Origin of the sequence: Hymenobacter artigasi (genome assembly GCF_012275535.1) — a bacterium.
Lineage (GTDB): Bacteria > Bacteroidota > Bacteroidia > Cytophagales > Hymenobacteraceae > Hymenobacter > Hymenobacter artigasi.
Genome location: NZ_JAAVTK010000027.1, coordinates 1 through 21,616 on the forward strand (window position 1 = coordinate 1; position 21,616 = coordinate 21,616).

At 60.4% G+C, this 21,616-nt stretch carries 19 protein-coding genes and 1 other RNA gene; 12 read left to right on the forward strand and 8 right to left on the reverse strand.

Annotated elements, in window-relative coordinates; genetic code table 11:
* Positions 1 to 155 precede the first annotated feature (155 nt).
* The 5 genes from HBN54_RS22500 to HBN54_RS22520 form a co-directional block, all read right to left on the reverse strand.
* Complete coding sequence (locus HBN54_RS22500) at positions 156 to 896, reverse strand: type 1 glutamine amidotransferase (protein WP_168675495.1); 741 nt, start codon at positions 894 to 896, stop codon at positions 156 to 158.
* 159 nt (positions 897 to 1,055) lie between these two features.
* Positions 1,056 to 2,591, reverse strand: a complete 1,536-nt coding sequence (gene guaA, locus HBN54_RS22505) for a glutamine-hydrolyzing GMP synthase (protein ID WP_168675496.1) — start codon at positions 2,589 to 2,591, stop codon at positions 1,056 to 1,058.
* 97 nt (positions 2,592 to 2,688) lie between these two features.
* Positions 2,689 to 4,068, reverse strand: coding sequence for a YHYH protein (locus HBN54_RS22510; protein ID WP_168675497.1), 1,380 nt, complete (start codon positions 4,066 to 4,068; stop codon positions 2,689 to 2,691).
* 169 nt (positions 4,069 to 4,237) lie between these two features.
* Complete coding sequence (locus HBN54_RS22515; protein ID WP_168675498.1) at positions 4,238 to 5,272, reverse strand: cytochrome-c peroxidase; 1,035 nt, start codon at positions 5,270 to 5,272, stop codon at positions 4,238 to 4,240.
* Entirely contained in the window at positions 5,259 to 5,993 is a 735-nt protein-coding gene (locus HBN54_RS22520) for an MbnP family protein (RefSeq protein WP_168675499.1), read from the reverse strand. The genes HBN54_RS22515 and HBN54_RS22520 overlap by 14 nt, the downstream gene beginning before the upstream one ends.
* Before the next feature lie 320 nt (positions 5,994 to 6,313).
* On the opposite strand from HBN54_RS22520, the gene ffs reads away from it, so the two are divergent.
* The 5 genes from ffs to HBN54_RS22545 all read left to right on the forward strand — a co-directional run bounded on the left by ffs (position 6,314) and on the right by HBN54_RS22545 (position 9,178).
* Positions 6,314 to 6,411, forward strand: an RNA gene (gene ffs / locus HBN54_RS22525) — signal recognition particle sRNA small type.
* 182 nt (positions 6,412 to 6,593) lie between these two features.
* A complete protein-coding gene (fsa, locus tag HBN54_RS22530) occupies positions 6,594 to 7,250 on the forward strand; it encodes a fructose-6-phosphate aldolase (protein ID WP_168675500.1) in 657 nt (218 codons plus the stop codon).
* A 105-nt stretch (positions 7,251 to 7,355) separates the two neighbouring features.
* On the forward strand, positions 7,356 to 7,559 hold the full coding sequence (locus tag HBN54_RS22535) for a fructose-6-phosphate aldolase (RefSeq protein ID WP_168675501.1): 204 nt from the start codon (positions 7,356 to 7,358) through the stop codon (positions 7,557 to 7,559).
* Between the two features lie 4 nt (positions 7,560 to 7,563).
* On the forward strand, positions 7,564 to 8,247 hold the full coding sequence (locus HBN54_RS22540; RefSeq protein ID WP_168675502.1) for a cell division ATP-binding protein FtsE: 684 nt from the start codon (positions 7,564 to 7,566) through the stop codon (positions 8,245 to 8,247).
* Between the two features lie 34 nt (positions 8,248 to 8,281).
* Positions 8,282 to 9,178 carry a glycosyltransferase family 2 protein gene (locus HBN54_RS22545; RefSeq protein WP_168675503.1) on the forward strand — a complete coding sequence of 299 codons (897 nt, stop codon included), beginning with the start codon at positions 8,282 to 8,284 and terminating at the stop codon, positions 9,176 to 9,178.
* An 88-nt stretch (positions 9,179 to 9,266) separates the two neighbouring features.
* On the opposite strand, the gene HBN54_RS22550 is transcribed toward HBN54_RS22545, so the two are convergent.
* Positions 9,267 to 10,163 carry a DUF6565 domain-containing protein gene (locus HBN54_RS22550; RefSeq protein WP_168675504.1) on the reverse strand — a complete coding sequence of 299 codons (897 nt, stop codon included), beginning with the start codon at positions 10,161 to 10,163 and terminating at the stop codon, positions 9,267 to 9,269.
* Positions 10,164 to 10,528: 365 nt separating this feature from the next.
* Between HBN54_RS22550 and HBN54_RS22555 the strand changes: the two genes are divergently transcribed.
* From HBN54_RS22555 to HBN54_RS22565, 3 genes are all read left to right on the forward strand, one after another.
* Positions 10,529 to 11,680: a DegT/DnrJ/EryC1/StrS family aminotransferase gene (locus HBN54_RS22555; RefSeq protein ID WP_317170269.1), complete on the forward strand. Its 1,152-nt coding sequence runs from the start codon at positions 10,529 to 10,531 to the stop codon at positions 11,678 to 11,680.
* Positions 11,681 to 11,806: 126 nt separating this feature from the next.
* Positions 11,807 to 12,823: a Gfo/Idh/MocA family protein gene (locus HBN54_RS22560; protein WP_168675506.1), complete on the forward strand. Its 1,017-nt coding sequence runs from the start codon at positions 11,807 to 11,809 to the stop codon at positions 12,821 to 12,823.
* A gap of 56 nt (positions 12,824 to 12,879) precedes the next feature.
* Complete coding sequence (locus HBN54_RS22565; protein ID WP_168675507.1) at positions 12,880 to 13,989, forward strand: hypothetical protein; 1,110 nt, start codon at positions 12,880 to 12,882, stop codon at positions 13,987 to 13,989.
* A 95-nt stretch (positions 13,990 to 14,084) separates the two neighbouring features.
* Here HBN54_RS22565 and HBN54_RS22570 read toward each other — a convergent pair whose 3' ends face one another.
* Positions 14,085 to 15,029, reverse strand: coding sequence for a DUF3078 domain-containing protein (locus HBN54_RS22570; protein WP_168675508.1), 945 nt, complete (start codon positions 15,027 to 15,029; stop codon positions 14,085 to 14,087).
* A gap of 180 nt (positions 15,030 to 15,209) precedes the next feature.
* Here HBN54_RS22570 and HBN54_RS22575 point away from each other — a divergent pair, with 180 nt between their 5' ends.
* The 4 genes from HBN54_RS22575 (at position 15,210) to HBN54_RS22590 (ending at position 20,613) form a co-directional block, all read left to right on the forward strand.
* A complete protein-coding gene (locus HBN54_RS22575; RefSeq protein ID WP_168675509.1) occupies positions 15,210 to 15,671 on the forward strand; it encodes a BLUF domain-containing protein in 462 nt (153 codons plus the stop codon).
* Positions 15,672 to 15,729: 58 nt separating this feature from the next.
* A complete protein-coding gene (locus tag HBN54_RS22580) occupies positions 15,730 to 18,861 on the forward strand; it encodes a PD-(D/E)XK nuclease family protein (RefSeq protein ID WP_168675510.1) in 3,132 nt (1,043 codons plus the stop codon).
* Between the two features lie 101 nt (positions 18,862 to 18,962).
* Positions 18,963 to 19,973, forward strand: coding sequence for a hypothetical protein (locus HBN54_RS22585; RefSeq protein ID WP_168675511.1), 1,011 nt, complete (start codon positions 18,963 to 18,965; stop codon positions 19,971 to 19,973).
* Between the two features lie 178 nt (positions 19,974 to 20,151).
* The gene (locus HBN54_RS22590) at positions 20,152 to 20,613 is read left to right on the forward strand and encodes a nucleoside deaminase (RefSeq protein WP_168675512.1); all 462 of its coding nucleotides are present in this window, start codon (positions 20,152 to 20,154) and stop codon (positions 20,611 to 20,613) included.
* A 149-nt stretch (positions 20,614 to 20,762) separates the two neighbouring features.
* On the opposite strand, the gene HBN54_RS22595 is transcribed toward HBN54_RS22590, so the two are convergent.
* Entirely contained in the window at positions 20,763 to 21,524 is a 762-nt protein-coding gene (locus HBN54_RS22595; RefSeq protein ID WP_168675513.1) for an enoyl-CoA hydratase/isomerase family protein, read from the reverse strand.
* Positions 21,525 to 21,616: the final 92 nt, after the last annotated feature.

Below are 21,616 nucleotides of genomic sequence, written 5' to 3' on the forward strand. Positions count from 1 at the left end.
CACTCCAGCATCGGCTATTCAAAACCTTATCAATTTCACCAACAACAACTTAACAACATCACCTAATTCTCTCCTGCTTAACTAGACCACCTCATAAAGCATCTGTACAAGAACCGTCCTCACGAACCGGTGCCCCCTCTTTTTTGGAGAGGGGGTCAGGGGGTGAGGTTGCCGTTGAACGAGGCTATTTCGCTTTCATGCACTGCTACCAGATTCTCCAGCAGCGTCTCCAGTAGCTTGCGCCCCTTCCACACCGATTTCATTTTGGCGCGAATCTGCGCTGCCGTCTGCACGAATTCCTGTTCCTCGGCGTGCTCGTGTCCTTCAAACGCCATCAGTTTCTCCACCATCGGCACCGTCATTTCGGGGTGAAACTGCAGGCCAATCACGCCATCGCCCCACACGAAGCCCTGCGTAGCCGTAGCCGCCGACATGCCCACCCGAATAGCCCCCGGCGGCACCGTAAACGTATCGAGGTGCCAGTGCAGCACGGCCGCTTTCTCGGGCCAGCCGCGCAGCAGCGGGTGCTCCAGCGACTTCACCGAAAACCGCACCGTCCAGAAACCGATTTCCGGCGCGTGGTTGGGCCGCACTTCGCCGCCCAGCGCCTCGGCTACTAGCTGCGCCCCCAGGCAAATGGCGAGTGTAATCTTGCCCGCCCGCAGCGCTTCGCGGATGAAGGCCTTTTCCGGCCGCATCCAAGGCAGGTTTTCCTCGTCGTGCACGCTCATGGCCCCGCCCAGAATCAGCAGGCCATCGAAGTCAGCCAGGGCCGGAAATTCCGGGTTTGGCTCGAATAGCTTAGTGTAGGTGAGCGTACAGCCGTGCGCCGCCAGCCAGTCGGCCGCGTGGCCGGGGCCTTCGTCGGGCAGGTGTTGGAGGCAGTGGAAGCGCATTGTTACGGTAAATTAGAAATGTAAAAAAGAACGTCATGCTGAGCGTAGCCGAAGCATCTCGCGTGTGGTAGTAATCCAATCGACAAGGTTTACTACCACACGCGAGATGCTTCGGCTACGCTCAGCATGACGTTTTATTATTCATCGAGCAATTATGCTCTACTCCCACTCGATAGTCGCTGGTGGCTTGCTCGAAATATCATAAACCACGCGGTTAATCCCCCGCACCTGGTTGATAATCTTATTGCTCACCTCCGCCAGGAAATCATAAGGCAAGTGCGCCCAGTCGGCGGTCATGCCGTCCACACTGGTTACAGCGCGCAGGGCCACCACCCGCTCGTAGGTGCGCTCGTCGCCCATCACGCCCACGCTTTGCACGGGCAGGAGCATGGCACCCGCCTGCCACACGTGCTCGTAGAGGCCGTGCTGTTTCAGGAGGTTGATGAATACGCCGTCGGCGCGCTGGAGTAGGTCCACTTTCTCGGGCGTAACATCGCCGAGGATGCGGATGCCCAGGCCGGGACCGGGGAAAGGATGGCGGTTGAGAATGTCGGCGGGCAGTTCCAGGGCGGCGCCTACTTCGCGCACCTCATCCTTGAAGAGCATGCGCAGCGGCTCCACAATTTTGAGGTTCATCTTCTCCGGCAGGCCGCCCACGTTGTGGTGGCTCTTGATGGTAACCGACGAGCCGTGCACCGATACCGACTCAATCACATCGGGATATATAGTGCCCTGGGCCAGCCAGCGGGCCCCTTCCACCTTCTGCGCCTCGCGGTCGAACACCTCAATAAAAGTGCGGCCAATGGCCTTGCGCTTGCCCTCGGGGTCGCTGATGCCGGCCAGGGCGGCGTAGAATTCGGGGGCGGCATTCACGCCGGTCACGTTCAGGCCGAGGCCTTCGTAGGCTTTGAGCACCGTGGCAAACTCGTCCTGCCGCAGCAGACCGTTATCCACGAAAATGCCGTGCAGGCGCGGGCCGATGGCGCGGTGCAGCAGCAGGGCCGCCACGCTGCTGTCCACGCCGCCGGAGAGGCCGAGAATCACCTGGTCATCGGGGCCGATGGTGTTGCGCAGGGCCTCCACGGCCGAATCCACGAAATGGTCGGGCGTCCAGCTCTGGGCGCACTGGCAGATATTTACCACGAAGTTGTGCAGCAGCTGCTTGCCCTCGGTGGAGTGCGTCACCTCGGGGTGGAACTGGATTCCGTAGGTTTCCTGGCCTTCAATTTTGAAGGCGGCCACCGCCACTTCGGGCGTGCTGGCAATGATGTCGTAGCCCATGGGCAGGCGCTGAATGGTGTCACCGTGCGACATCCAGACCTGCGACTCAAGGTGCATCTCAGCCAGCAGCGGCGAAGCCAGGTTCAGCGACGACAGCCGGGCGCGGCCGTACTCGCGGATGGTGGCCGGCGTAACCTCGCCCCCCCCCTGCTGGGCCAGCAGCTGCGCGCCGTAGCACACGCCCAGCACCGGCACCCGGCCCAGCAGGTGGGTCAGGTCGGGGTTGGGGGCATCCGCGTCGCGCACCGAGCAGGGCGAGCCGGAAAGAATAACGCCCCGAATATCGTCGCTGAGAACGAGTTTCGAGGCGTGCGTGTAGGGATGAATTTCGCAGAATACGTGCAATTCGCGAATGCGCCGGGCTATCAGTTGCGTGTACTGCGAGCCGAAATCGAGGATGATGAGTCGTTCCATATTGGGGCACAAAGGTAGCGGAAAATGACCGGTGCCGAGGGCTCCATTGGCTCCCCTCCCGAAAAAAAGAGAGGGGAGCCGAATGGTCTGAACCGAATTATTCCACCGTTACGCGCACGGGGCTACCACCGCTCACACGCACCAGGTACACGCCGGCGTGCAGCGCCTGCGTGTCAAAATAGCACATCGTGGAGCCGGGATGCAGCGTCTGGCGGGCTACCACGCGGCCGGTCAGGTCGAGCAGCTCCACGGGCTGGGCCACGGCGGCGCTCAGGCTGGTTTGCACCACCAGCACGTCGTGGGTGGGGTTGGGGTACACGGTGATGGTGGCGTTGGCGCTGGCGGTTTTGCTGCTGGTGACCACGGCCGTGTAGGTAGTCACGGGGCCGCTGATAACCACGCTGGTGGAGGCCGCGGTGGGGTTGCCGCGCACGGGGAAGTTGCTGGTTTCCACCACGCCGTAGTAGGTGGGGCCCATTAGGTAGGGAAACAAGGAGTTCTCGTTGCGGTCGATGGTGGCGAAGTAGGCGTAAGTACCCTGCGGGTACTCGGGCGTCACGCAGAAGCGACCGTTGTGCTCGTCGAGGTCGCCCAGGCCGCTCACCTGCTCGTAGTCTTCGTAGTAGCTGCCCAGGGGCTGGGCGGCCAGCGTGGGGCCGGGGCTGCTGGCGGTGGTTCCGTTGGGCAGGGTGGTACGGTCGGTGATGTTGCGCTTACGGAAGCTGGGCACCATACGCTTGATGGCACTCACAGTCTGCGCATTAGCGTACCCATAGCCGCCGTAGATGGGGTAGCCGTCGAAGGCGAAGCCGATGAGGGGGCTGTGCCGGGTGCTGTCGGGCACGTAGAGGCCATCGGCCAGATAGATGTTGCAGACAGTGGAGAGCGGCACGGTGGCGATATTGAAGGCCGAGGGGTTTTGGTGGTGGTGGTAGATGCCACCCAGCAGCGTGCTGCCCATGCCGTTGCTGAACACCGGCCCTGGGTGCCCCTTGGCACAGTCAAACCCCGCCCGCTCAAATACCACGGCGTCCTGGTGCCACACGTTCTGGTTGTTATAGCTCATGCCATCGGCGTAGTTGTACGACGGTACCCCATTGATAAACGTGCCGGTGATGCCCAGGCCTACGGCCGTTTTCACGCCGGTTTTGGGCTGCGGGTTCAGCGGCAGCTTGTAGAGGTAGGCGCGGTTGGTGCCCTGGGCCGGGTTGCGGTCCAGGTAGGGCCCGATGACGTAAGCCGGAATGCCCGTCGCGTTGATGTAAACATCAGTAGCCGAGTAGCGTACCCGCTGCACGTTGGCGTGCACGGTATCCTGAATGGGCGTGGGGTTGCCGCTCACGTAGTGCCGGCCGCGCACCCCGGTGGTGTTCTGCAGGAACTTGGTAATGGCCGGGTTGGTGACCTGCGCCTGCACGGCATCGGCTAGGCTCAGCCCGGCCAGCAGCGCCAGCATGGTTTTGGAGAAGGTATTCATGGGCAAATAAATTGGGGGATTAAGTAATTTGATGTCGATTATTAGCCGGTCATGCAGAGCGTAGCGAAGCATCTCTACCGCTTCACCTAAACCGTTACAACGAAGCAGTAGAGATGCTTCGACAAGCTCAGCATGACCGGCTCATTTACATTTACATGACCGGCCGTTTTCAGTCATTGGGCTGGTACTGATAGGCCGGGTTATTCACAAAATCCCGGTCCGTGAGCGTCAGCAGAAAAGCCAGAATGTCCTTCTGCTGATTGGGGCTTAGCAGCAGTGGCTGCTGCAGCTCAGGCGCCAGCGTGGGGCCGGGCTGAATGCCCGTGGTGTAGTGGCGCAGCACCTCGCGCAGGCGCTGAAAGCGGCCGTCGTGCATATAGGGACTGGTGAGCTCGATGTTGCGCAGGGTGGGCACCCGAAACTGGTAGCGGTCGGCGGGGCGGCCGGTGATGGCGGCGCGGCCCAGGTCGTTATAGAGCGAATCAACCGGCAGGCCGTTGTTAGCGAAGCCGTTATTGGTGAACAGCGGCTCGCGGTGGCAGCTGGCGCAATTAGCCCGAAACAGCGTCAGGCCGCTCAGTTCCTGGTCCGTGAACTCGCCGCCGGGCTCGTGGCGCACGTACTTGTCGTACTTCGAATTCGAGGATTCCAGCGACACCGTGAACTGCGCCAGCGCCTTCAACAGCCGGGGCGTGGTGACCACCGAATCGGCGAAGGCGCGGTAGAAGCGGGCGCGGTAGGCGGGCGAGGCATTGAGGCGCACCAGCAGTTGGGGCAGACTGGCATCCATCTCGTTGGGGTGCGTGAGTGGGTTCACGGCCTGGGTTTCGAGATGGTTCACGCCGCCATCCCAATGAAAAGATGTGTTCCAGGCCAGGTTGAACAGGCCCGGCGCGTTGCGCGAGCCCAGCCGCCCAGCCATACCGTGGCTCACCCGGTGGTCGGCGTGGGTGAAGGCCATGGCCGGCGCGTGGCACGAAGCGCAGGAAATGCTGCTGTCGCGCGAGAGCGCCGGCTCGTAGAACAGCATCCGTCCCAGCTCGCGGCCCGCCGCCGTGCCCGGGTTATTGGCGAAGCGGTACACCGGCGCCGGCCAGCCCAGCGGCTGCACAAACGCGCCCGGCTCGGGCGCCAGGTTGTAGGCGCACACGCTCCCCAACGCACTCAGGCCCAAGGCCCACCGAAACACCTTAGCGACTGACATGGACGGGCGCGGCTGCAAGTGAGAACATGCGGGCGCAGGCATCGGCCACGCGCATGGCGGTGGGGCCGGGCACCATCACGGCGGGCTGCGTGGCCAGCGGCAGGGCCGCCAGCCATTGGGCCACGTCAACGCGCAGCGTGAGGCGGCCCGTAGCGGCAGCGGCCGGCACGACCAAAGTCACGGTGCGGCGGGAATTGTAGGGGGCCGCAAACCCGCCTACATGGTAGGAAAACTCGTGGTGCGGCGTGGCCAGCGTCGGGGCGTGACCCTCGATTTTGGCGTTCACATAGCCGCTGTGCCAGGCCCAGTACATGCCCCGGCCGGGGTCGAGGTCGCCCCCCAGCGCGCCAGCCACGTTGGCGGCACTATCTACACCCACGCTGAAGCGGAAGCTGCGCAACGCGCCGGCAGGGGCGCTAGGGAGGGCCACGCGCAGCGTCGCGGTGGCTTCGGGGTCGGCGTCGATGAGGTGGTAGCTGGCCGGCTCATTGTAGGTGCGGCCGTCGGTGTAGGTTAGCTGAATGTCCGACAGGTAAAACCGCAGCCGGGTAATGGTGAGCTGCTCATATTCACCCGTCTGGTAGCCCGCCGAATCCAGCACCAGCGGCGCGGCCCCAAACACCGGCTCCACGCGCAGCGTGCGGCCGGCCGGCGGCTTGGCCGGGCCGGGCAACAGCCACATATTCAGCAGGAAGAAAACCAGTTGGGTAAACAAGACCATGAGCGGCAGAGTGGGGTTTGCGTTGTTGGATGCCGTTTTGAGAAAAACCCTGCGCAGGTTCTCCCTTTTTTTTTCGGGTGCCGGATGGCTGCGTTCGCAAGGCGGCCAGCAAGCCCGCATCAGCGGACGAAAGCTGGCGCAGACCGGAAAATAAGCCTTTAGCTTCCGAAGCCTGGCGACAGCCAATAATCCGTTTTCATGGAATAAATTTCATACCTGAAGTTCAATCAATTGCACCGGCAATTTTGCCAATAGCGCCCGCCTACGCACAAAATTCACGCAATTTGATGAATCCGACTGAATCTGTGATTACCTTTGCATCGGCAAGTCAGAACGACCAGCTCCCGCTGAACTCCCCCAGGACCGGAAGGTAGCAAGGGTAGGTGGTTGTAGCGGTGCGATTTTGGCTTGCTTTTTTTTGCCCTTTCCGGTCGGCCCCGACGCTGCTTCATTCCGCTTTTAGCGTGTAAATGAGTAGCTTTGGGGCCGATTCTTTTTTGGGGACTTGGGGTCTTAGGGACTTGGGAACTTGGCTTTTTTCGGCCGGGTCCAGTTATCCTAAAACCAAGCCCCAAGTCCCTAAGACCCCAAGTCCCCAACATGAAATTCTTCATCGACACCGCCAACCTAGCCGAAATCCGCGAAGCCGTGGAGTTGGGCGTCCTCGACGGCGTGACCACCAACCCTTCGCTAATGGCCAAGGAAGGCATCCGCGGCATCGACAACGTGATGGCCCACTACCGCCAGATTTGCGAGCTGGTAGACGGCGACGTGTCAGCCGAAGTCATTTCCACCGATTTCGACGGCATGGTGCGCGAGGGCGAGGAGCTGGCCGAGCTCCACCCCAACATCGTGGTGAAAGTGCCGATGATTAAGGACGGCGTAAAAGCCATCAAATACTTCGCCGACAAAGGCATCAAAACCAACTGCACCCTTATTTTCACCGCCGGCCAGGCCCTGCTGGCCGCCAAAGCGGGCGCCACCTACGTCTCCCCTTTCGTGGGCCGCCTGGATGATATCGGCCACGACGGCTTGCAGCTGGTGGAGCAGATTGTGCAGATTTTCAGCAACTACGGCTACCCTACGGAAGTACTGGCCGCCTCAGTACGCCACGTACCGCACCTCATTCAGTGTGCCGAAATCGGGGCCGATGTGGTGACCTGCCCGCTCAACGTTATTATGGCGCTGCTGAACCACCCCCTCACCGACAAGGGCCTGGCCACGTTCCTGGCCGACCACAAGCGTGTTAATTCGTAATTGAGTTATGAGTTAAAAGTTAGGAGTTATGAGTTCGTCGTCAGCTTGCTAATGCGCTCATAATCCCAACTCACAACTCCTAACTTTTAACTCATAACTCGAAGAATGTACATCATCAAAGTAAAAGGCAAGGCTAAAATTCCCGACTATATCCAGCTGCGGGACGAGGCCTTTGTGCTCATTGCCTATTTCCGGGCCGACCGGCCGCTGAAAGACCTGCACCGCTACGGCCTCGAAGGAAAGGAAACGGAGCTGGCTGCGGTGATTTCAGGACTGGAATTTGGCAAATTGCGGCCATTGAATTTGTAACGGTATGACCGAAAACGTTATTGAGCTGCACGATGCCACGATAATGCAGGAGCAGCAGGCCGTGTTGCAGGGCGTGAGCTTTGCGCTGGAGAAAGGCGCATTTGCCTACCTCGTGGGCCGCACCGGCTCGGGCAAATCGTCGCTGCTGAAAACCCTGTATGCCGACCTGCCGCTGCAAAGCGGTATGGGCACCGTGGCGGGGTTTTCGCTGCCCAGGCTACCAGCCAGCAAGGTGCCTTATCTGCGCCGCAAGCTGGGCATCGTATTTCAGGATTTCCAGCTGCTGAGCGACCGCACGGTGGCCGAAAACCTGATGTTCGTGCTCAACGCGACGGGCTGGAAAGGCAAGTCGCAGAAGCAGCAGCGCATTTCGGACGTGCTGGTGCGCGTGGGCCTGAGCAGCGCGGCCAACCGCATGCCACACCGCCTGTCGGGCGGCGAGCAGCAGCGCGTGGTTATTGCCCGCGCCATGCTCAACGAGCCGGTTTTACTGCTGGCCGATGAGCCCACCGGCAACCTCGACCCGGACGTTTCGGCCAGCATTATGCAGCTGTTTGGTGAAATAAATAACGCGGGCACATCTATTTTGATGGCGACGCACAATTTTCAGCTAATTGAGCAATATCCGCACCGCGTACTGACGTGTAAGGACGGCGAATTACTGGATTCAGCCCGCCGTTTTAGCTGATAAACTTCATCTATCAGGCCGCAATATTTTCGAAATGGCAGCAGCCGGTTTATCCGTTTTAATTCCGGTTTATAATCGTGCCGTTGGGGAGTTAATTCATTCGTTGCTCGCGCAGGTTCCTGACTGGCCCGGCGCGGTGGAAATCCGGCTGCTGGACGATTTCTCCACTGATGCCTACCGCCAGTCGAACCGGCCGTTGAACGATTTGCCCGGCGTACACTACCGCGAATTGCCACGCAACGTGGGCCGCGCCAAAATCCGAAATCAGCTGGCAGCCGCCGCGCAACACGGGTGGCTGCTGCTGCTGGATAACGACAGCCTGCTACCCGACCCGAATTTTCTGGCCCGCTACGCCGCCGCCCGGCACCAGGCGGCGGTGCTCATTGGCGGCACCTGCTATGAGGCTGCTCCGCCCGCCGAGGCCGCCTTGTACCTGCGCTGGCTTTATGGCCAGGCCCGCGAAGCGCGGCCAGCCGCCATCCGCCAAGTTGCCCCTTACGGACAGTTAACCATCAATAATGCGCTGATTCGGGCGGATATTTTCCGTCGGTTTCCGCTCGATGAGCGCCTGACCGGCTATGGGCATGAGGACACCAAATTGGGCGAAGAGCTGGCCGCCGCGCAAGTGTCCGTGCTACATCTCGATAACCCGGTGATTCATGCCGGGCTGGAGCCAGCGGCCATTTTCCTGCAAAAAAGCGAGCAGGCGGTGCGCAACCTGGCGCGGGTGTACCGCGAAGACGGCCTGGGAACCGATTCGCGGCTGCTGCAAACGGCGCTGTGGCTGCACCGGCTAGGCCTGGCACCGGCCGCGCGGGTGGCCTTGCGGGCTGCGGCACCCGCCTTGCGGCGGCAACTCCTATCCGCCACGCCCGGCCTGCGGCATTTCGATTTGCTGAAGCTGCACTGGCTATTGCAGCAGCTCGCGTAACGCCAAGCAGTGGCCGGCAGGGGCACAAAAAAACCGGTTTTCGGCGCGAGGCCAAAAACCGGTTTTGCTATTCGTTACGAGTAACGGCTTACTTCTTATCGTCTTTGCCGTCGAATACATCTTTCACGGCACCGCCCACTTTTTTACCGGCTTTGGCAGCACCCTGGCCGATGTCTCTGCCTACTTCGGCCGCCCCGTGGCCCACGTCTTTACCGGCTTGCTTCACGTCGGAAGCGGTATTGCTGATGGCCTGGCCGGCGCGGCTGCGCTCGTCGGCAGTTTCGTCGCTCACTTCGTCGGCTTTGCCGGCTACGGCATCAGCACCCTGGTTAGCGCGAATTTTCGTTTTATCCCAGGATTTGAAGGCAGAATATTTCAGCTTTTCCTTTTGAATCTCGGCCAGGTCATTCACCGAGATATTGCCTTTCACTTTGTCGTAGGCTTCATCCATTGCCCGCCATTCGGCGTTGATGTTGCGCCAGTCGTTGATGTCGTATTTCTCCTGGTTGCTCTTCACGTTTTGCACGAATTTTTCATAAGTCGTGCGGGCGTTGGCGGCCGTTAGCTGGGCGGCGGGGCTGCTGGGCTTGTAGTACTGGCCCATGTCCCCCACCTTCATGCGATTGTCCCAGGCGCTGGTGCGCTGGTCCAGGGCCGTGGTATAGCGGGTGTTGAGCTTTTCAATTTCCTGCCGGCGGTTATCGTCGTATTTGTCGGCATTTTTGTCGATAGCAGCTTTTTTGGCGTCGTAATCGGCCTTCATCTCGGTGGTTTCCCGGTCGTAGTCGGCCTGCATTTCGTCGCCCACGGCATCTGCTTTGGCCTCCGTATTATCTACGAAGGTGGCCATGTCGTTGTAGGCCTGGTCGCTTTCGACCGAAACTTCTTGCTTATCGGCTTGCGAACAGCCGGTATTGGCTACCGCCACGCCACCCATCAGCAAGACAAAGCCCAGGGTACGGAGGAAAGATTGGTTGTTGTTCATAGCAAATTGCGTTGGTGAAAAATCAGCGCGACGGCTGCCAGCTGGCTGCCGCCTGGGGTAGCTTAACGCAAGCATCCGGCCACAGGTTATCCCTGAATAGTATTGTCCGACAATTCATTACCGCTTTTCAGCATATGCTGAATGCCTCAAAACCCTGGCAAAGACGGCACAAAACCAATTTTACCCTCATCTGAAATTCATTTTATCACCGGCTGAAAATCACCCTTTCCCGGTGGCCGTCGGCTCATCGGTTTTCATCGGCTCGCCTGTAAATTATGCATCCCGGAAGTCGCCGCCGGTTTGCCGAACCCGGCCGCCCCGAGCCGGCTTCTATCTTTGGGGCCGTCTCCTGCTCCTTATTATCCGTGTCCATTCTTCCGGCCCCGCCCTCCCCTATTCAATTGCTCGATTTGGCTGCTGAGCACGCGGCGCTGCAACCGGCACTTAGCGAGGCAGTTGCGGAGGTAATGGCTTCGGCGGCCTTTATTCAGGGGCCGGCCGTGGGGCAGTTCGCGGCCGAGCTGGGCGGATACCTGGGCGGCACGCACATCACCCCCTGCGCCAACGGCACCGACGCCCTCACCCTGGCCCTCATGAGCCTGCGCCTGCCAGCCGGAGCCGAAATCATCATCCCCGCCTTCACCTACGTGGCCACGCTGGAAGCCGCCGCCCTGTTGGGCCTGAAACCGGTGCTGGTTGATGCGCTCCCCGATACGTTCAACATCGACCCGGTCGCCGTGGACGCGGCCCTTACGCCGCGCACCGGCGCCATCGTAGCCGTGCATTTGTTTGGGCAATGTGCCGATTTGGAGGCACTACGGGCCATTTCTACCCGCCACGGCATTCCGCTGATTGAGGATAATGCCCAGGCGCTGGGCGCCTCATTCACGTTTGCAAATGGCGAAACAGCCTACGCCGGCACCGTAGGCGAAGTGGGCACCACGTCGTTTTTTCCCTCTAAAAACCTCGGCTGCCTCGGCGATGGCGGCGCGCTGATAACGCACGATGCGACCCGCGCCGCCCTGCTCCACCAGCTGGCCAACCACGGCCAGAGCCGCAAATACCACCACCAGCACATCGGCCTCAACTCCCGCCTCGATACCCTGCAAGCCGCCCTGCTGCGGGTGAAGCTGCGGCAGCTGCCCACCAACACGGCCGCCCGCCAAGCCGTGGCCGCCCGCTACGATACCGCGCTGGCCGCAGTGCCCGGCATCAGCATTCCGGCCCGCGACGCACGTAGCAGCCACGTTTTTCATCAATACACCGTTCAGGTAAAGGAAGCCGGCCGGCGCGACGAGCTGCAGCACTTCCTGAAAAGCTGCGGTGTACCGACCATGATTTACTACCCGCTGCCGGTGCACGCGCAGCCGGCCTACGCCTACCTGGGCTACCAGGCGGGGCAGTTTCCGATGGCCGAACGGCTGTGCGGAGCGGTGCTGTCGCTGCCCATTCATCCGCTGCTGACGGCGGAACAGGTGGATTATGTGGCGCAATATGTCGGCGAGTTCTTCAAGTAATAATTATTTCGCACAGCAGCTTGAAAGAGGAAAAGAAGGTCCACCGAGTGTTTTCCCTTTTGCTCTGCTGACCTCCTTTCCCTCTTTCAAGCCGCTGTGCGAGCATTTTCTACCATGCAAATTTCTATGTCGCCTTCCGTTCGCTTCGCCATCTGCGGCGTGGGCCACATCGGCCGCCGCCATGCCGCGCTGGTTTCGCGCCACGAGGGTGCCGTGCTGGCGGCCCTGATTGACATACGCGCCGACCTCCAACCCGGCCTCGCAGCTGAGTTTCCGGGCGTACCGTTCTTCGCTTCGCTCGAAGCATACCTGCAAACCGGCCCGGCGGCCGACGTCCTCACTGTGGCCACGCCCAACGGCCTGCACGCCCCGCAGGCGGTGGCCGGCCTGCGCCACGGCCTGCACGTTGTCATCGAAAAGCCCATTGCGCTGCACAAGGCCGATGCCGAAACCATCGTGCACACGGCGCTGCAAACCGGACGGCTGGTGTTTGGGGTGATGCAGAACCGCTACTCGCCCCCGGCCGCCTGGCTGAAGCAGGTGTACGACGAGGGCCGGCTGGGCCAGGTGTTTCTGGTGCAACTGAACTGCTTCTGGAACCGCGATGCCCGCTACTATAAGGCCGACGGCTGGAAGGGCACCCAGGCGCTGGACGGCGGCACATTATTCACCCAATTCAGCCATTTTGTCGATTTGCTGTACTGGGTGTTTGGCGACATCACCAATATTTCGGCCCGATTCCGGGATTTCACCCACGCCGGCCTTACCGAATTTGAGGACAGCGGCCTCGTGACCTTCGACCTGCTGCGCGGCGGCAGCGGCACCCTCAGCTACAGCACCGCCGTGTGGGACCGCAACCTCGAAAGCTCCCTCACCGTGGTGGCCGAGCGCGGCAGCCTGCGCATCGCGGGCCAGTACATGGACAAGGTGGAATATTGCCACCTCGAAGATTACCACATGCCGGCATTAGCCCCCACCAACGCTGCCAACGACTACGGCCCCTTCCAGGGCTCGGCCGCCAACCATGTGCAGGTCATCGAAAACGTGGTGGATACCGTGCAGCGCCGCAGCTTCGCTACCACCAATGCGCTGGAAGGCCTGAAAGTGGTGGAGATAATTGAGCGGATTTACGCGTTGCGGTAATTCGGTATTAGCAGATTCTCACCTACCTTGGCAACCGCATCGGTGCTGCCTGCTAAGTGCAAGCCCCTGCTTCTACCGGCAAAGCACAACTGGCCATGTGGCTAATCAACAAAATTGGGATACTCCTCATTGGGCTTTGCAGTCTGCGATGCACTTCACCGGCTAAAACGACGCCAAAAACTGCAGGAGTACAGGTTCCAACCGAGTGGGTTGAGAAGGTGCGCCACTACGATTATAAGAAGGATAATCTATCGCTGCTGAAGGATTTTGAGCAGTTCATCGAGCCCGATACGCTGGATGGTGCGAGCGAATCTCTGCACCTCGGTAAAGGCCTCGTTGAGCCAAGACCGGCGTCGTCGTTTACACCGCTATTTGTTAACCTCGATGAGGAGCCCAGTGAAGAATTAATTGGTGTTTTGCGCTACGCCCGGTGCAAACCGATGCTATTTGTAGTTAAAATGATTGGTAGTTCGTGGTATCTGCTACACCACGAATCCATCTTCGTTCATAATGAAGAGCCGGAACTGCTTGTTGCCAATTCTCCCTCTGCGAACAAAACTTTTTATGTGCGCGCGCTCCAGGAAAGTGGCTCGGGTATTTACCGGGATTCTTACCGGTTTTATAAGCTTATTGATAATAAAGTAGTTCTATGCTTAGAAGTACCCAATGAGGCGAAAATTTATGGATGGGGGCTATACCTTAATCAGGAAGTTAATTTGGCACTACGGTTTGCCAGCACCGGTGACGATGCTATTGAAACGCTTTATAAATACTCATTTTTCCCTGGTCCGGTGCTTGCTCATGACATGAGTTGGTCTGCTCATCCTGAAATTTATTTGGTGAAAGGAGAAGGCTCTGCATTTTACAAATGGAATGCATCAACCATGACATATCAGTATGAAACATTCGGTTCTGAAAGCCCCGATGAGCTGACAAAATCCAAAATAGCGACCTTCGGCGACTTTGGAAATGATTCGCTATTTGTGAGAGCCTATGCTTACGAAATTGGCGAAATGCTCCATGAGGGAACACCAGTTGCCAAGCAGCTACTAAACGCCTATTTAACTGCGGTGAAGCACGGACGCAAATCGACGGTTCACCTGGAAGAGTTGGAAGAGAAGAAAGCAATGAATGGGACGAGATTTTACGGCCCGAAGCCGAAGTAGTATCCGTGCTTATGACATCAACAGGTATTGCTCACCAAAAAGCGCCGGCACCTCCCGGCCCCGGCGCTGCTTAGGTGGCAAAAGTTTCAACTCAGCTACTTCTTCTTATCCTCGTAGTTCTTGATGGCGTAGGCGACGCCGATGGTGAGGCCCTGTGAATACTGCACGCCGTGGTCCTGGTCGTAGTCGTAGAGGGCGATGCCGTTGAGGGCGACGTTGACGTATTTGCCCACTTTGGCGGTGAGGCTGACGTCGAGCCGGTGGTCGATTTCCTGGAAATTGAGGTGTTCGTAGTTGGCGAAGAGGACGTAGCGGGCCTTGAGGTTGACGTTGGGGCTGATGTTCTTGTCGAATTCGGCCAGCACCTGCGCGGCCAGCACCTCGAAGCGGGTGCTGTGGCCGGGATTCACGCCGTAGGGCCTATCGCCGAGGGCCGCCGTGAAGCGCTCGACCTGGTTTACCACCGTGAGGCGCGGGGCGAAGGGCGAGAGGCGCAGGTGGAAGTAGGTGGCGGGGTGGTACTCAAACCCATAGGCGGCTGTGATGAAGGCCGGCGCGAAGGAATCGGAAGTGAGCTGGGCGCGGTCGTTGCCGGCGGCGTCAGTGTCGTACTTGTAGCCGGGGGCAAATTGCGACAACAAATTCAGGGACAGGAACATATCCCAGCGCTCGGTGAGGGCGCGGCCGTATTTGGTGTCGAGGTAGAGGCGGTCCTGGCCTTTGCGGTAGCCCAGGCCCCGGGTTTGGGAGAAGGCAAAGAGGAAATCGGCTTCGTTATCGAAGCTGTGCACGCCGCTTTTGCGGTTGGCCCTGGCATTGAAGGAAGCGTTGAAGCCGACGGTGTTGACGCCGCCGCCGCGCCAGTTGGTGCTGAGCAGGGCTTCGTTGAGGCCAAGCCCGGTTTTGATGGATTTGTGCCAGAGCGGGTCGGGCGTGGCCGGCGGGGCGGGGTCGGGGATAACAGCGGGCGTGGTCTGCGCCAGAGTGGGGGCGGTAGCCAGGGCCAGGGCAGCTAATACGAGGTAGAAACGTTGTTTCATGACAAGGCAACGATGGTTTGAGACGGCAAATAACGGCGCTACGGCGGGCTCACGCACAAGCAAACCGCAAGCTCAACATTACTCAAACTCCGCTATTTGTCTATCTTACTGACATGAAAGCAGGCAGCCATCGTACCATGGATATCGGAAACTCAATGTTCCACCCTTTAGCTGAAGCGCATGAGTTTGTACCAACTTATTTATCAGAGCCAGTCGCTGGTGCCCTTTGAAACCCCGGAGCTCACCGCGCTGCTCACCCAGTGCCGCCTCAAAAACCAGCGCGAAGGCATCACCGGACTGCTGCTATACACGCCCGATGGGCGGTTTCTGCAAGTGCTGGAGGGCACGCCCGCGGCCGTGCGGCAACTCTACTACCAGTGCATCGCGCTCGACCCCCGGCATTTCAGCTGCCGCGTGCTGAGTGAAGGCCCCTGCCAGCACCGCGCTTTTGCCGAGTGGCGCATGGGCTTCCGCGTGGCGCAGCCGCAACACCTGCGCACGCTGCTGGGCTACGTAGCCCCCGATTCGCCGGGCCTGCTCGTACCCCGGCCGCACACCCGCCCCGAGCTGCTGGCCCTGCTGCACGATTTTGTGGCGCAGTGCCAGGCAGTAGCCCCCTGGCAGGAACACCCCCTCGTGTAGCCCGGCGCGTAGCGCGGCCGGCGTTTGTGCTACTCGCCGGGCTGGTATCTTTACCCCAATGCCTGCCCTGCCCGCCCCCTACCCCACTGCTGCCCCCGCCACGCCGGGCGCAGCCCCGGTTTCCTTCTTGGCCAACACCGCCCGCGAACTGCTGGACCGCTACGGCTCCGGCCCGCTCGATGAGCTGTCCGATATTGTGGTGATAGTGCCCACGCGCCGCGCCGTGGTGTATTTGAAGAACGAGCTGGCGCTGGCGCTGCCCGGCGGCGCGCCGCTGTGGGCCCCGCGCGTGGCCGCCATGGAAGACTACATGGTGGAGCTGGCCGGCATACAGGTAGAAGAGCCCATTGCCCTGCAATTGCTGCTCTACGACATTCTGAAGGGCATCGACACCGGTCTCGATTTCGACAAATTCGTGGGCTGGGCGAGTATGCTGCTCAGCGACTTTTCCAACCTCGACCAAAACCTGGCCGACACCCACAAGGTATTCGAATACCTGAGCGAAGCCAAGGCCCTGGAGCGCTGGGACCTGGCCGCCCTGCCGCCCAAAAGCCAGGCCGCCGCGCACTCCTTCAGCTTCTGGGACCAGCTGGAGCGGGTGTACCACGAGTTGCAGCGTCGCATGAAGGCCAACCACCTCGCCTACCCCGGCCTGGCCTACCGCCTGGCCGTGGAAAAGCTGGGAAAGACGCTGAAAGACCCCGCCCAGCCCGCGCCGGCCCGCCACGTTTTTGTGGGGCTGGGCAATTTGTCGAGGTCGGAGGAAAAGCTGATTCGCCTGCTGCTGAACGCCGGCCGGGCTGAAGTACGCTTCGACGCCGACCCGTTTTACCTCGAAGCCGGCTCGCCCAACCGCGCCGGCCAGCACCTGCGCCGCTACTTTGAGCAGTGGAAACTGCCGCTCGACAACTTTGGCGGGGGCGTGGAATGGCTGCGCGGCCAGCCCCACCACGTCCGCTACCTGGGCGTGGCCAACCCCAGCATGCAGGGCAAGCTGGCCGGCCAGCTCCTGGCCGAAGCCCGCCAGCGCTACCCCGACGCCACCGTGGCCGTGGTGCTGCCCGATGAAACCCTGCTCCTGCCCGTGCTCCACGGCCTGCCGCCCAACGAGGTACCCGACTACAACGTGACCATGGGCCTGAGCTTTCAGGCCACGCCGCTGTTCAACCTGGTCGATTTGCTGTTTGAAGTGCACCTCACCGGTATCCGCGAGGGCAGCCAGGAAACCGGCTACGGCGTGCCGCGCTACCACCATCTGGCCGTCAGCAAGCTACTCTCGCATCCGTTCCTGCGCCGCTACCAGCACTGGCAGGACCAGCAGGCCGACCAGCCCCAGTACCACGGCATTCTGGACCAGGTGTGCCGCGAAATTGTGCGCCTGAACGCGGTACTGCTACCCGCCGAGGAACTACTCAAGCTCGGCGCGCACCACCCGCTCATCGAAGCCCTGTTCAAAACCTGGGACAACTGCGACGACATTATCGCGGCCTGTTACGCCGTTATCGACCTGCTGCGCCAGGTGTACTCGGCCGAAATTGCCGATACTGACCGCGAAACCGGTCTCGGGGCCGAATACCTGTACCTGTTTTACACATTGGTCAAGCAGCTCGATTCGGCCTTCGATTGCCGCGAGCAGCGCCTGTCGGTGCGCTCGTTCCGCCGCTTTCTGTATGAGCAGATGGGCCGCACCCGCCTGCCCTTCAGCGGCGAGCCGCTGGCCGATGTGCAGGTGATGGGCCTGCTCGAAACCCGCGCCCTCGATTTCGACCACCTCATCATCCTCAGCTGCAACGAGGGCGTGCTGCCGGCCCCCAAGCGCCAGCAGTCGCTGTTTCCCTACGACGTGCTCACGGCCGCCGACCTCCCCACTTACGCCGATGCGGAGGCCATTACGGCCTACAACTTCTGGCGCCTGCTGCAGCGGGCCCAGCGGGTCGATTTGGTACACGTGCTGCCCGGGGCCGAAGGCATGAAAAGCGGCGAGCGCAGCCGATTCCTACTGCAGCTGCAGAATGACTTACTGCCCCAGAACCCACAGCTGGTGCTGGAAGATTTGACGGTCAGCGTGAGTACCCTCACGTCAACCTCACCCCCTGACCCCCTCTCCAAAAGAGAGGGGGCACCGGCCCCGAACCTAGCTAGCTTGGAAAAAGAATCACCCTCACGAACCGGTGCCCCCTCTCTTTTGGAGAGGGGGTCAGGGGGTGAGGTGCCGTTGGGCGACCTCGTCCTCGAAAAGGACCCCGAGATGCTGGCCGCCCTGCGCGGCGTGCTCGAACGCAACATCTCGCCCTCCCGCCTCAACGATTTTCTGGCCTGCTCGCTCCGCTTCTACTTCTCGAAAGTGGCCCGCTTCCACGAAAACGATGCCGTGGAAGAAACCCTCGAGGCCAGCAGCTTCGGCACCATGATGCACGAGGCGCTGGAGAACCTGATGCGGCCCTTCGAGCAGGATGCCCGTTCGATTACGGCCGAGGATATTCCCGCGCTTATCAAGCAGGCCCCGGCCGAGGTGCAACGCGCCCTTCGCCAGGAAGAAAGCGAGAAGCACGCCCGCGCCGACGAAGGCCTGAACCACGTATACGGCCAGGTGGCCACCCGCCTGGTGGTGCGCCTGCTGGAAAGCCTCACCGAGCAGCCCGGCGTGCTGCCGCTGCGCCTTTTTGGGCTGGAAAAGGAGCTGGCCGCCACCATTTTTGTCGATGTGCCGGGCCAGGCCGAGCCGCTGGCGGTGCGCCTGTTCGGCTACGCCGACCGCGTGGATGAGCTGCCCGACGGCCGCCTGCGGGTCGTGGACTACAAGTCGGGCCTCGTGAAAAAGAGCGACCTGCAGCTGCGCGGCTACCGCGACAAGCTCACCGCCGCCGAAGCCACCGACCGCCTCCTGCACGAGCCCAGCAGCAGCGCCGATAAGGTGCGCCAGCTCTGGCTCTACCGCCTCATGCTGGCCCACACCGTGAAACGCGAAACCGCCGAAACGGCCATTCTCTCGCTCCGGAACATCGACGAAGGCCTGCTCTCCGCCGACCTCAGCTTCCTCACCGAAGGCGGCGAAGACTTCGTGGCCGTTTCTGAAGACCTGGTGCGCAAAATCGTCCTCCGCATCCTCGACCCCACCGAGCCCATCCGCAAAACCGACGACTTCACGAAGTGCGAATACTGCCCTTATAAAGGCATCTGCGCGAGGTAATTGCGGAACAACGCAAATACTTTATCAGAGTTCACCATTACAGCGACGCCGATTTGGGGCAGTCTGATTATCATAAGAAATACCAGTTCAGCTTACCTTTTATGAAGTACCTGTTGGGGCTAATTTGCTCCTTTATTTGCCTGTCTGCTTCGGCGCAGCGGCCCCCGTTCACCGTTCATTCCATTTCGCTGCCTAAAGAGCTCGAATTTTATGATAATCAGTTTTCCGGGCTGGCAGTCAGTGCCGGCAAGCTGTTTCTACTCTCGGAAAGCCGGCTGCAGGACCGTGCGGAGGCCAAGCTCTACACCCTGAAGCTGGCGGACCTCGACCGCAAGCTGCTCGATACCACGTACGTTTTGCCCTACCAGAAGCTCCCGCTTAACCAGCTCCCAGCGCTGCGCACCAAAATGCTGGCCGCCAGACAGCAGTATGAAGGACTGGAAGCCATGCTCATCGACGGAAATGACATCTATTTTTCAGTTGAAACCGCCACACCTTCCACCAATTGCTATCTGCTAAAAGGGAGCCTGACTGCGAGCGCCGTGGTGATGGATACCACCTTCCTCACCCCACTGGCCAAGCCATTGGCCGCCGATGGCCAGCATATCTACAACGCCGGATTTGAGGCGCTGGCGGAAGCCAATAAGCAGGTGGTGGCCTTCTTCGAATTCAACTCCTTTCCCGGCCAGAACTATGCCTACGCGCTGGCGAAGCGCCCTGCCCCTGGCAGTTCCACCCCGCTCCCCTTCGCCCCGCTGCCTTTCCGCATCACGGACATGACGCCTACGGCCGGCAACCACTTCACCGCAATCAACTACTTCTTCAAAGGGGGCGGCGGCGATGCCGTGTACCGCACCCCCACCAGCGATACCACCAACACGAAGCTCATTACCGACCGCAACGGATTCAAAAGCTACTGCCGGCTGGTCGATGTCGTTTTCAAAAATAACCGCTTCACTTGGCAGCCGCTGTGGGAGTTGCCGGAGCAATACTGGGGCTACAACTGGGAAGGCATCGCGGCCTACAAAAACGGCTATTTCATCATCAACGACAAATACACGCCGAGCCGCCCGTACCGCACCACGCTCCTGTATCTGCAAGCCACCCGCTGATTCCCATTTAATTGACTGCTAAAGTGACCAACAGCAGCCGATAAAACCTTTTTTCTGCTGAGCGGGCCCGTCAATCCATCCTCTCAGCAGAATGGGTATCTTGCGCGACGCGCTATCCAAAAGGGCCGCAATTCCCCATCAGCGCACTTTTCCCCATCCGTACCAGACAACTCATCCAATGTCAACCACCAACACTGCCCCCGCCAAAGACGAATTCATGCAAGCCGCCATCGACGAAGCCCGCCTGGGCCGCTCGCAAGGCGGTATTCCCATCGGCTCGGTACTCGTGCGCGATGGCAAAATCATCGGCCAGGGCCACAACAAGCGCGTGCAGGAAGACTCCGCCATCAAGCATGGCGAAATGGATTGCCTGACGAATGCCGGCCGCCAGCGCAGCTACCGCGACACCGTTATCTACACCACGCTGATGCCCTGCTACATGTGCGCCGGCACCATCGTGCAGTTCAAAATTCCCAAGGTGATGGTGGGCGAGTCGCGCACCTTCGGCGAGTCGCGCGCCTTCCTCGAAAGCCACGGCGTGGAGGTGGTCGATATGGACATGCAGGAGTGCGTGGACATGATGAATGAGTTCATCGAAGCCGAGCCCGCGCTCTGGAACGAGGATATTATGGAGGAGTAATCCTCTATGCATTAACCGGGAACGTCATGCCGAACGGAGCCGAGGCATCTCGCGTGGGGTAGTAATCCTTTTTCAACGATTGAATTACTACTGCACGCGAGATGCCTCGGCTCCGCTCGGCATGACGTTCTTTTTTATCTGCTATGCCACTACTTCCGCAGCGCCCGCCGCGTGAAATCCGACAGCACCAGCGTACCGCTGATACCGGCCCGCTCGGTCAGTAGCGTATTCCAATGCTCGGTACCCTGCCAGAACACCTCCTTCATGGCCCGCAAAGCATCCGGCGCGTAAGATGCCATTTTAGCGGCGAAAGTGGCTATTGCAGCGTCCAGCGCGGCAATATCGTCCACTACTTCGGCATACAGGCCTTTTTCCTTCGCCCAGGCGGCCGGGCGGAATTCACCCGCATCGAGCGCCAGCTGCTGGAAAGCAGCGGTGCCTATTTTGCGCTCCACCGCCGGGCCCACCACGAAGGGGCCGATGCCTACGGCCAGCTCACTCAGTTTCACGGCGGCGTGCTGAGTAGCGAAGCAATAGTCCGTAGCCGCGGCTACGCCCACGCCACCACCCACGGCCTTGCCCTGCACCCGGCCGATGATGATTTTCGGAGCGGTGCGGCAGGCGTTAATCACGCGGGCAAAGCCGGAGAAGAATTCCAGGCCCTGCGCCTTGGTTTCGATGGTCAGTAGCTCATCAAAGCTGGCCCCGGCGCAGAAGGTGCGCTCGCCTTCGCTTTTTAAGACAATGACTTTTGTGGCTTCGTCCTGGCCGGCGCGGGTGATGGCCTGGGCCAAATCATTGAGCACGCGGCTGGGCAGGGAATTGTGCGAAGGGTGGAAGAACGTGATGGTGGTGATGCCAGCGGCATCGGTTTCGGCCGCGACGTGGCCGGCGGTAAGGGTGTTGCTCATGGGGGTATTACGGGTTAATCGGGCGATGTAGGGGCGGGGCTTGTCCCCGCCCGAATCGGTGAACGTTAATCGTCGGGGCGAATGTCTGTCCC

Coding starts and splice junctions, on each gene's coding strand:
- HBN54_RS22500 (WP_168675495.1), bottom strand. CDS start 896: ATGCGCTTCCACTGCCTCCAACACCTGCCCGACGAAGGCCCCGGCCAC.
- guaA (WP_168675496.1), bottom strand. CDS start 2,591: ATGGAACGACTCATCATCCTCGATTTCGGCTCGCAGTACACGCAACTG.
- HBN54_RS22510 (WP_168675497.1), bottom strand. CDS start 4,068: ATGAATACCTTCTCCAAAACCATGCTGGCGCTGCTGGCCGGGCTGAGC.
- HBN54_RS22515 (WP_168675498.1), bottom strand. CDS start 5,272: ATGTCAGTCGCTAAGGTGTTTCGGTGGGCCTTGGGCCTGAGTGCGTTG.
- HBN54_RS22520 (WP_168675499.1), bottom strand. CDS start 5,993: ATGGTCTTGTTTACCCAACTGGTTTTCTTCCTGCTGAATATGTGGCTG.
- fsa (WP_168675500.1), top strand. CDS start 6,594: ATGAAATTCTTCATCGACACCGCCAACCTAGCCGAAATCCGCGAAGCC.
- HBN54_RS22535 (WP_168675501.1), top strand. CDS start 7,356: ATGTACATCATCAAAGTAAAAGGCAAGGCTAAAATTCCCGACTATATC.
- HBN54_RS22540 (WP_168675502.1), top strand. CDS start 7,564: ATGACCGAAAACGTTATTGAGCTGCACGATGCCACGATAATGCAGGAG.
- HBN54_RS22545 (WP_168675503.1), top strand. CDS start 8,282: ATGGCAGCAGCCGGTTTATCCGTTTTAATTCCGGTTTATAATCGTGCC.
- HBN54_RS22550 (WP_168675504.1), bottom strand. CDS start 10,163: ATGAACAACAACCAATCTTTCCTCCGTACCCTGGGCTTTGTCTTGCTG.
- HBN54_RS22560 (WP_168675506.1), top strand. CDS start 11,807: ATGTCGCCTTCCGTTCGCTTCGCCATCTGCGGCGTGGGCCACATCGGC.
- HBN54_RS22570 (WP_168675508.1), bottom strand. CDS start 15,029: ATGAAACAACGTTTCTACCTCGTATTAGCTGCCCTGGCCCTGGCTACC.
- HBN54_RS22575 (WP_168675509.1), top strand. CDS start 15,210: ATGAGTTTGTACCAACTTATTTATCAGAGCCAGTCGCTGGTGCCCTTT.
- HBN54_RS22580 (WP_168675510.1), top strand. CDS start 15,730: ATGCCTGCCCTGCCCGCCCCCTACCCCACTGCTGCCCCCGCCACGCCG.
- HBN54_RS22585 (WP_168675511.1), top strand. CDS start 18,963: ATGAAGTACCTGTTGGGGCTAATTTGCTCCTTTATTTGCCTGTCTGCT.
- HBN54_RS22590 (WP_168675512.1), top strand. CDS start 20,152: ATGTCAACCACCAACACTGCCCCCGCCAAAGACGAATTCATGCAAGCC.
- HBN54_RS22595 (WP_168675513.1), bottom strand. CDS start 21,524: ATGAGCAACACCCTTACCGCCGGCCACGTCGCGGCCGAAACCGATGCC.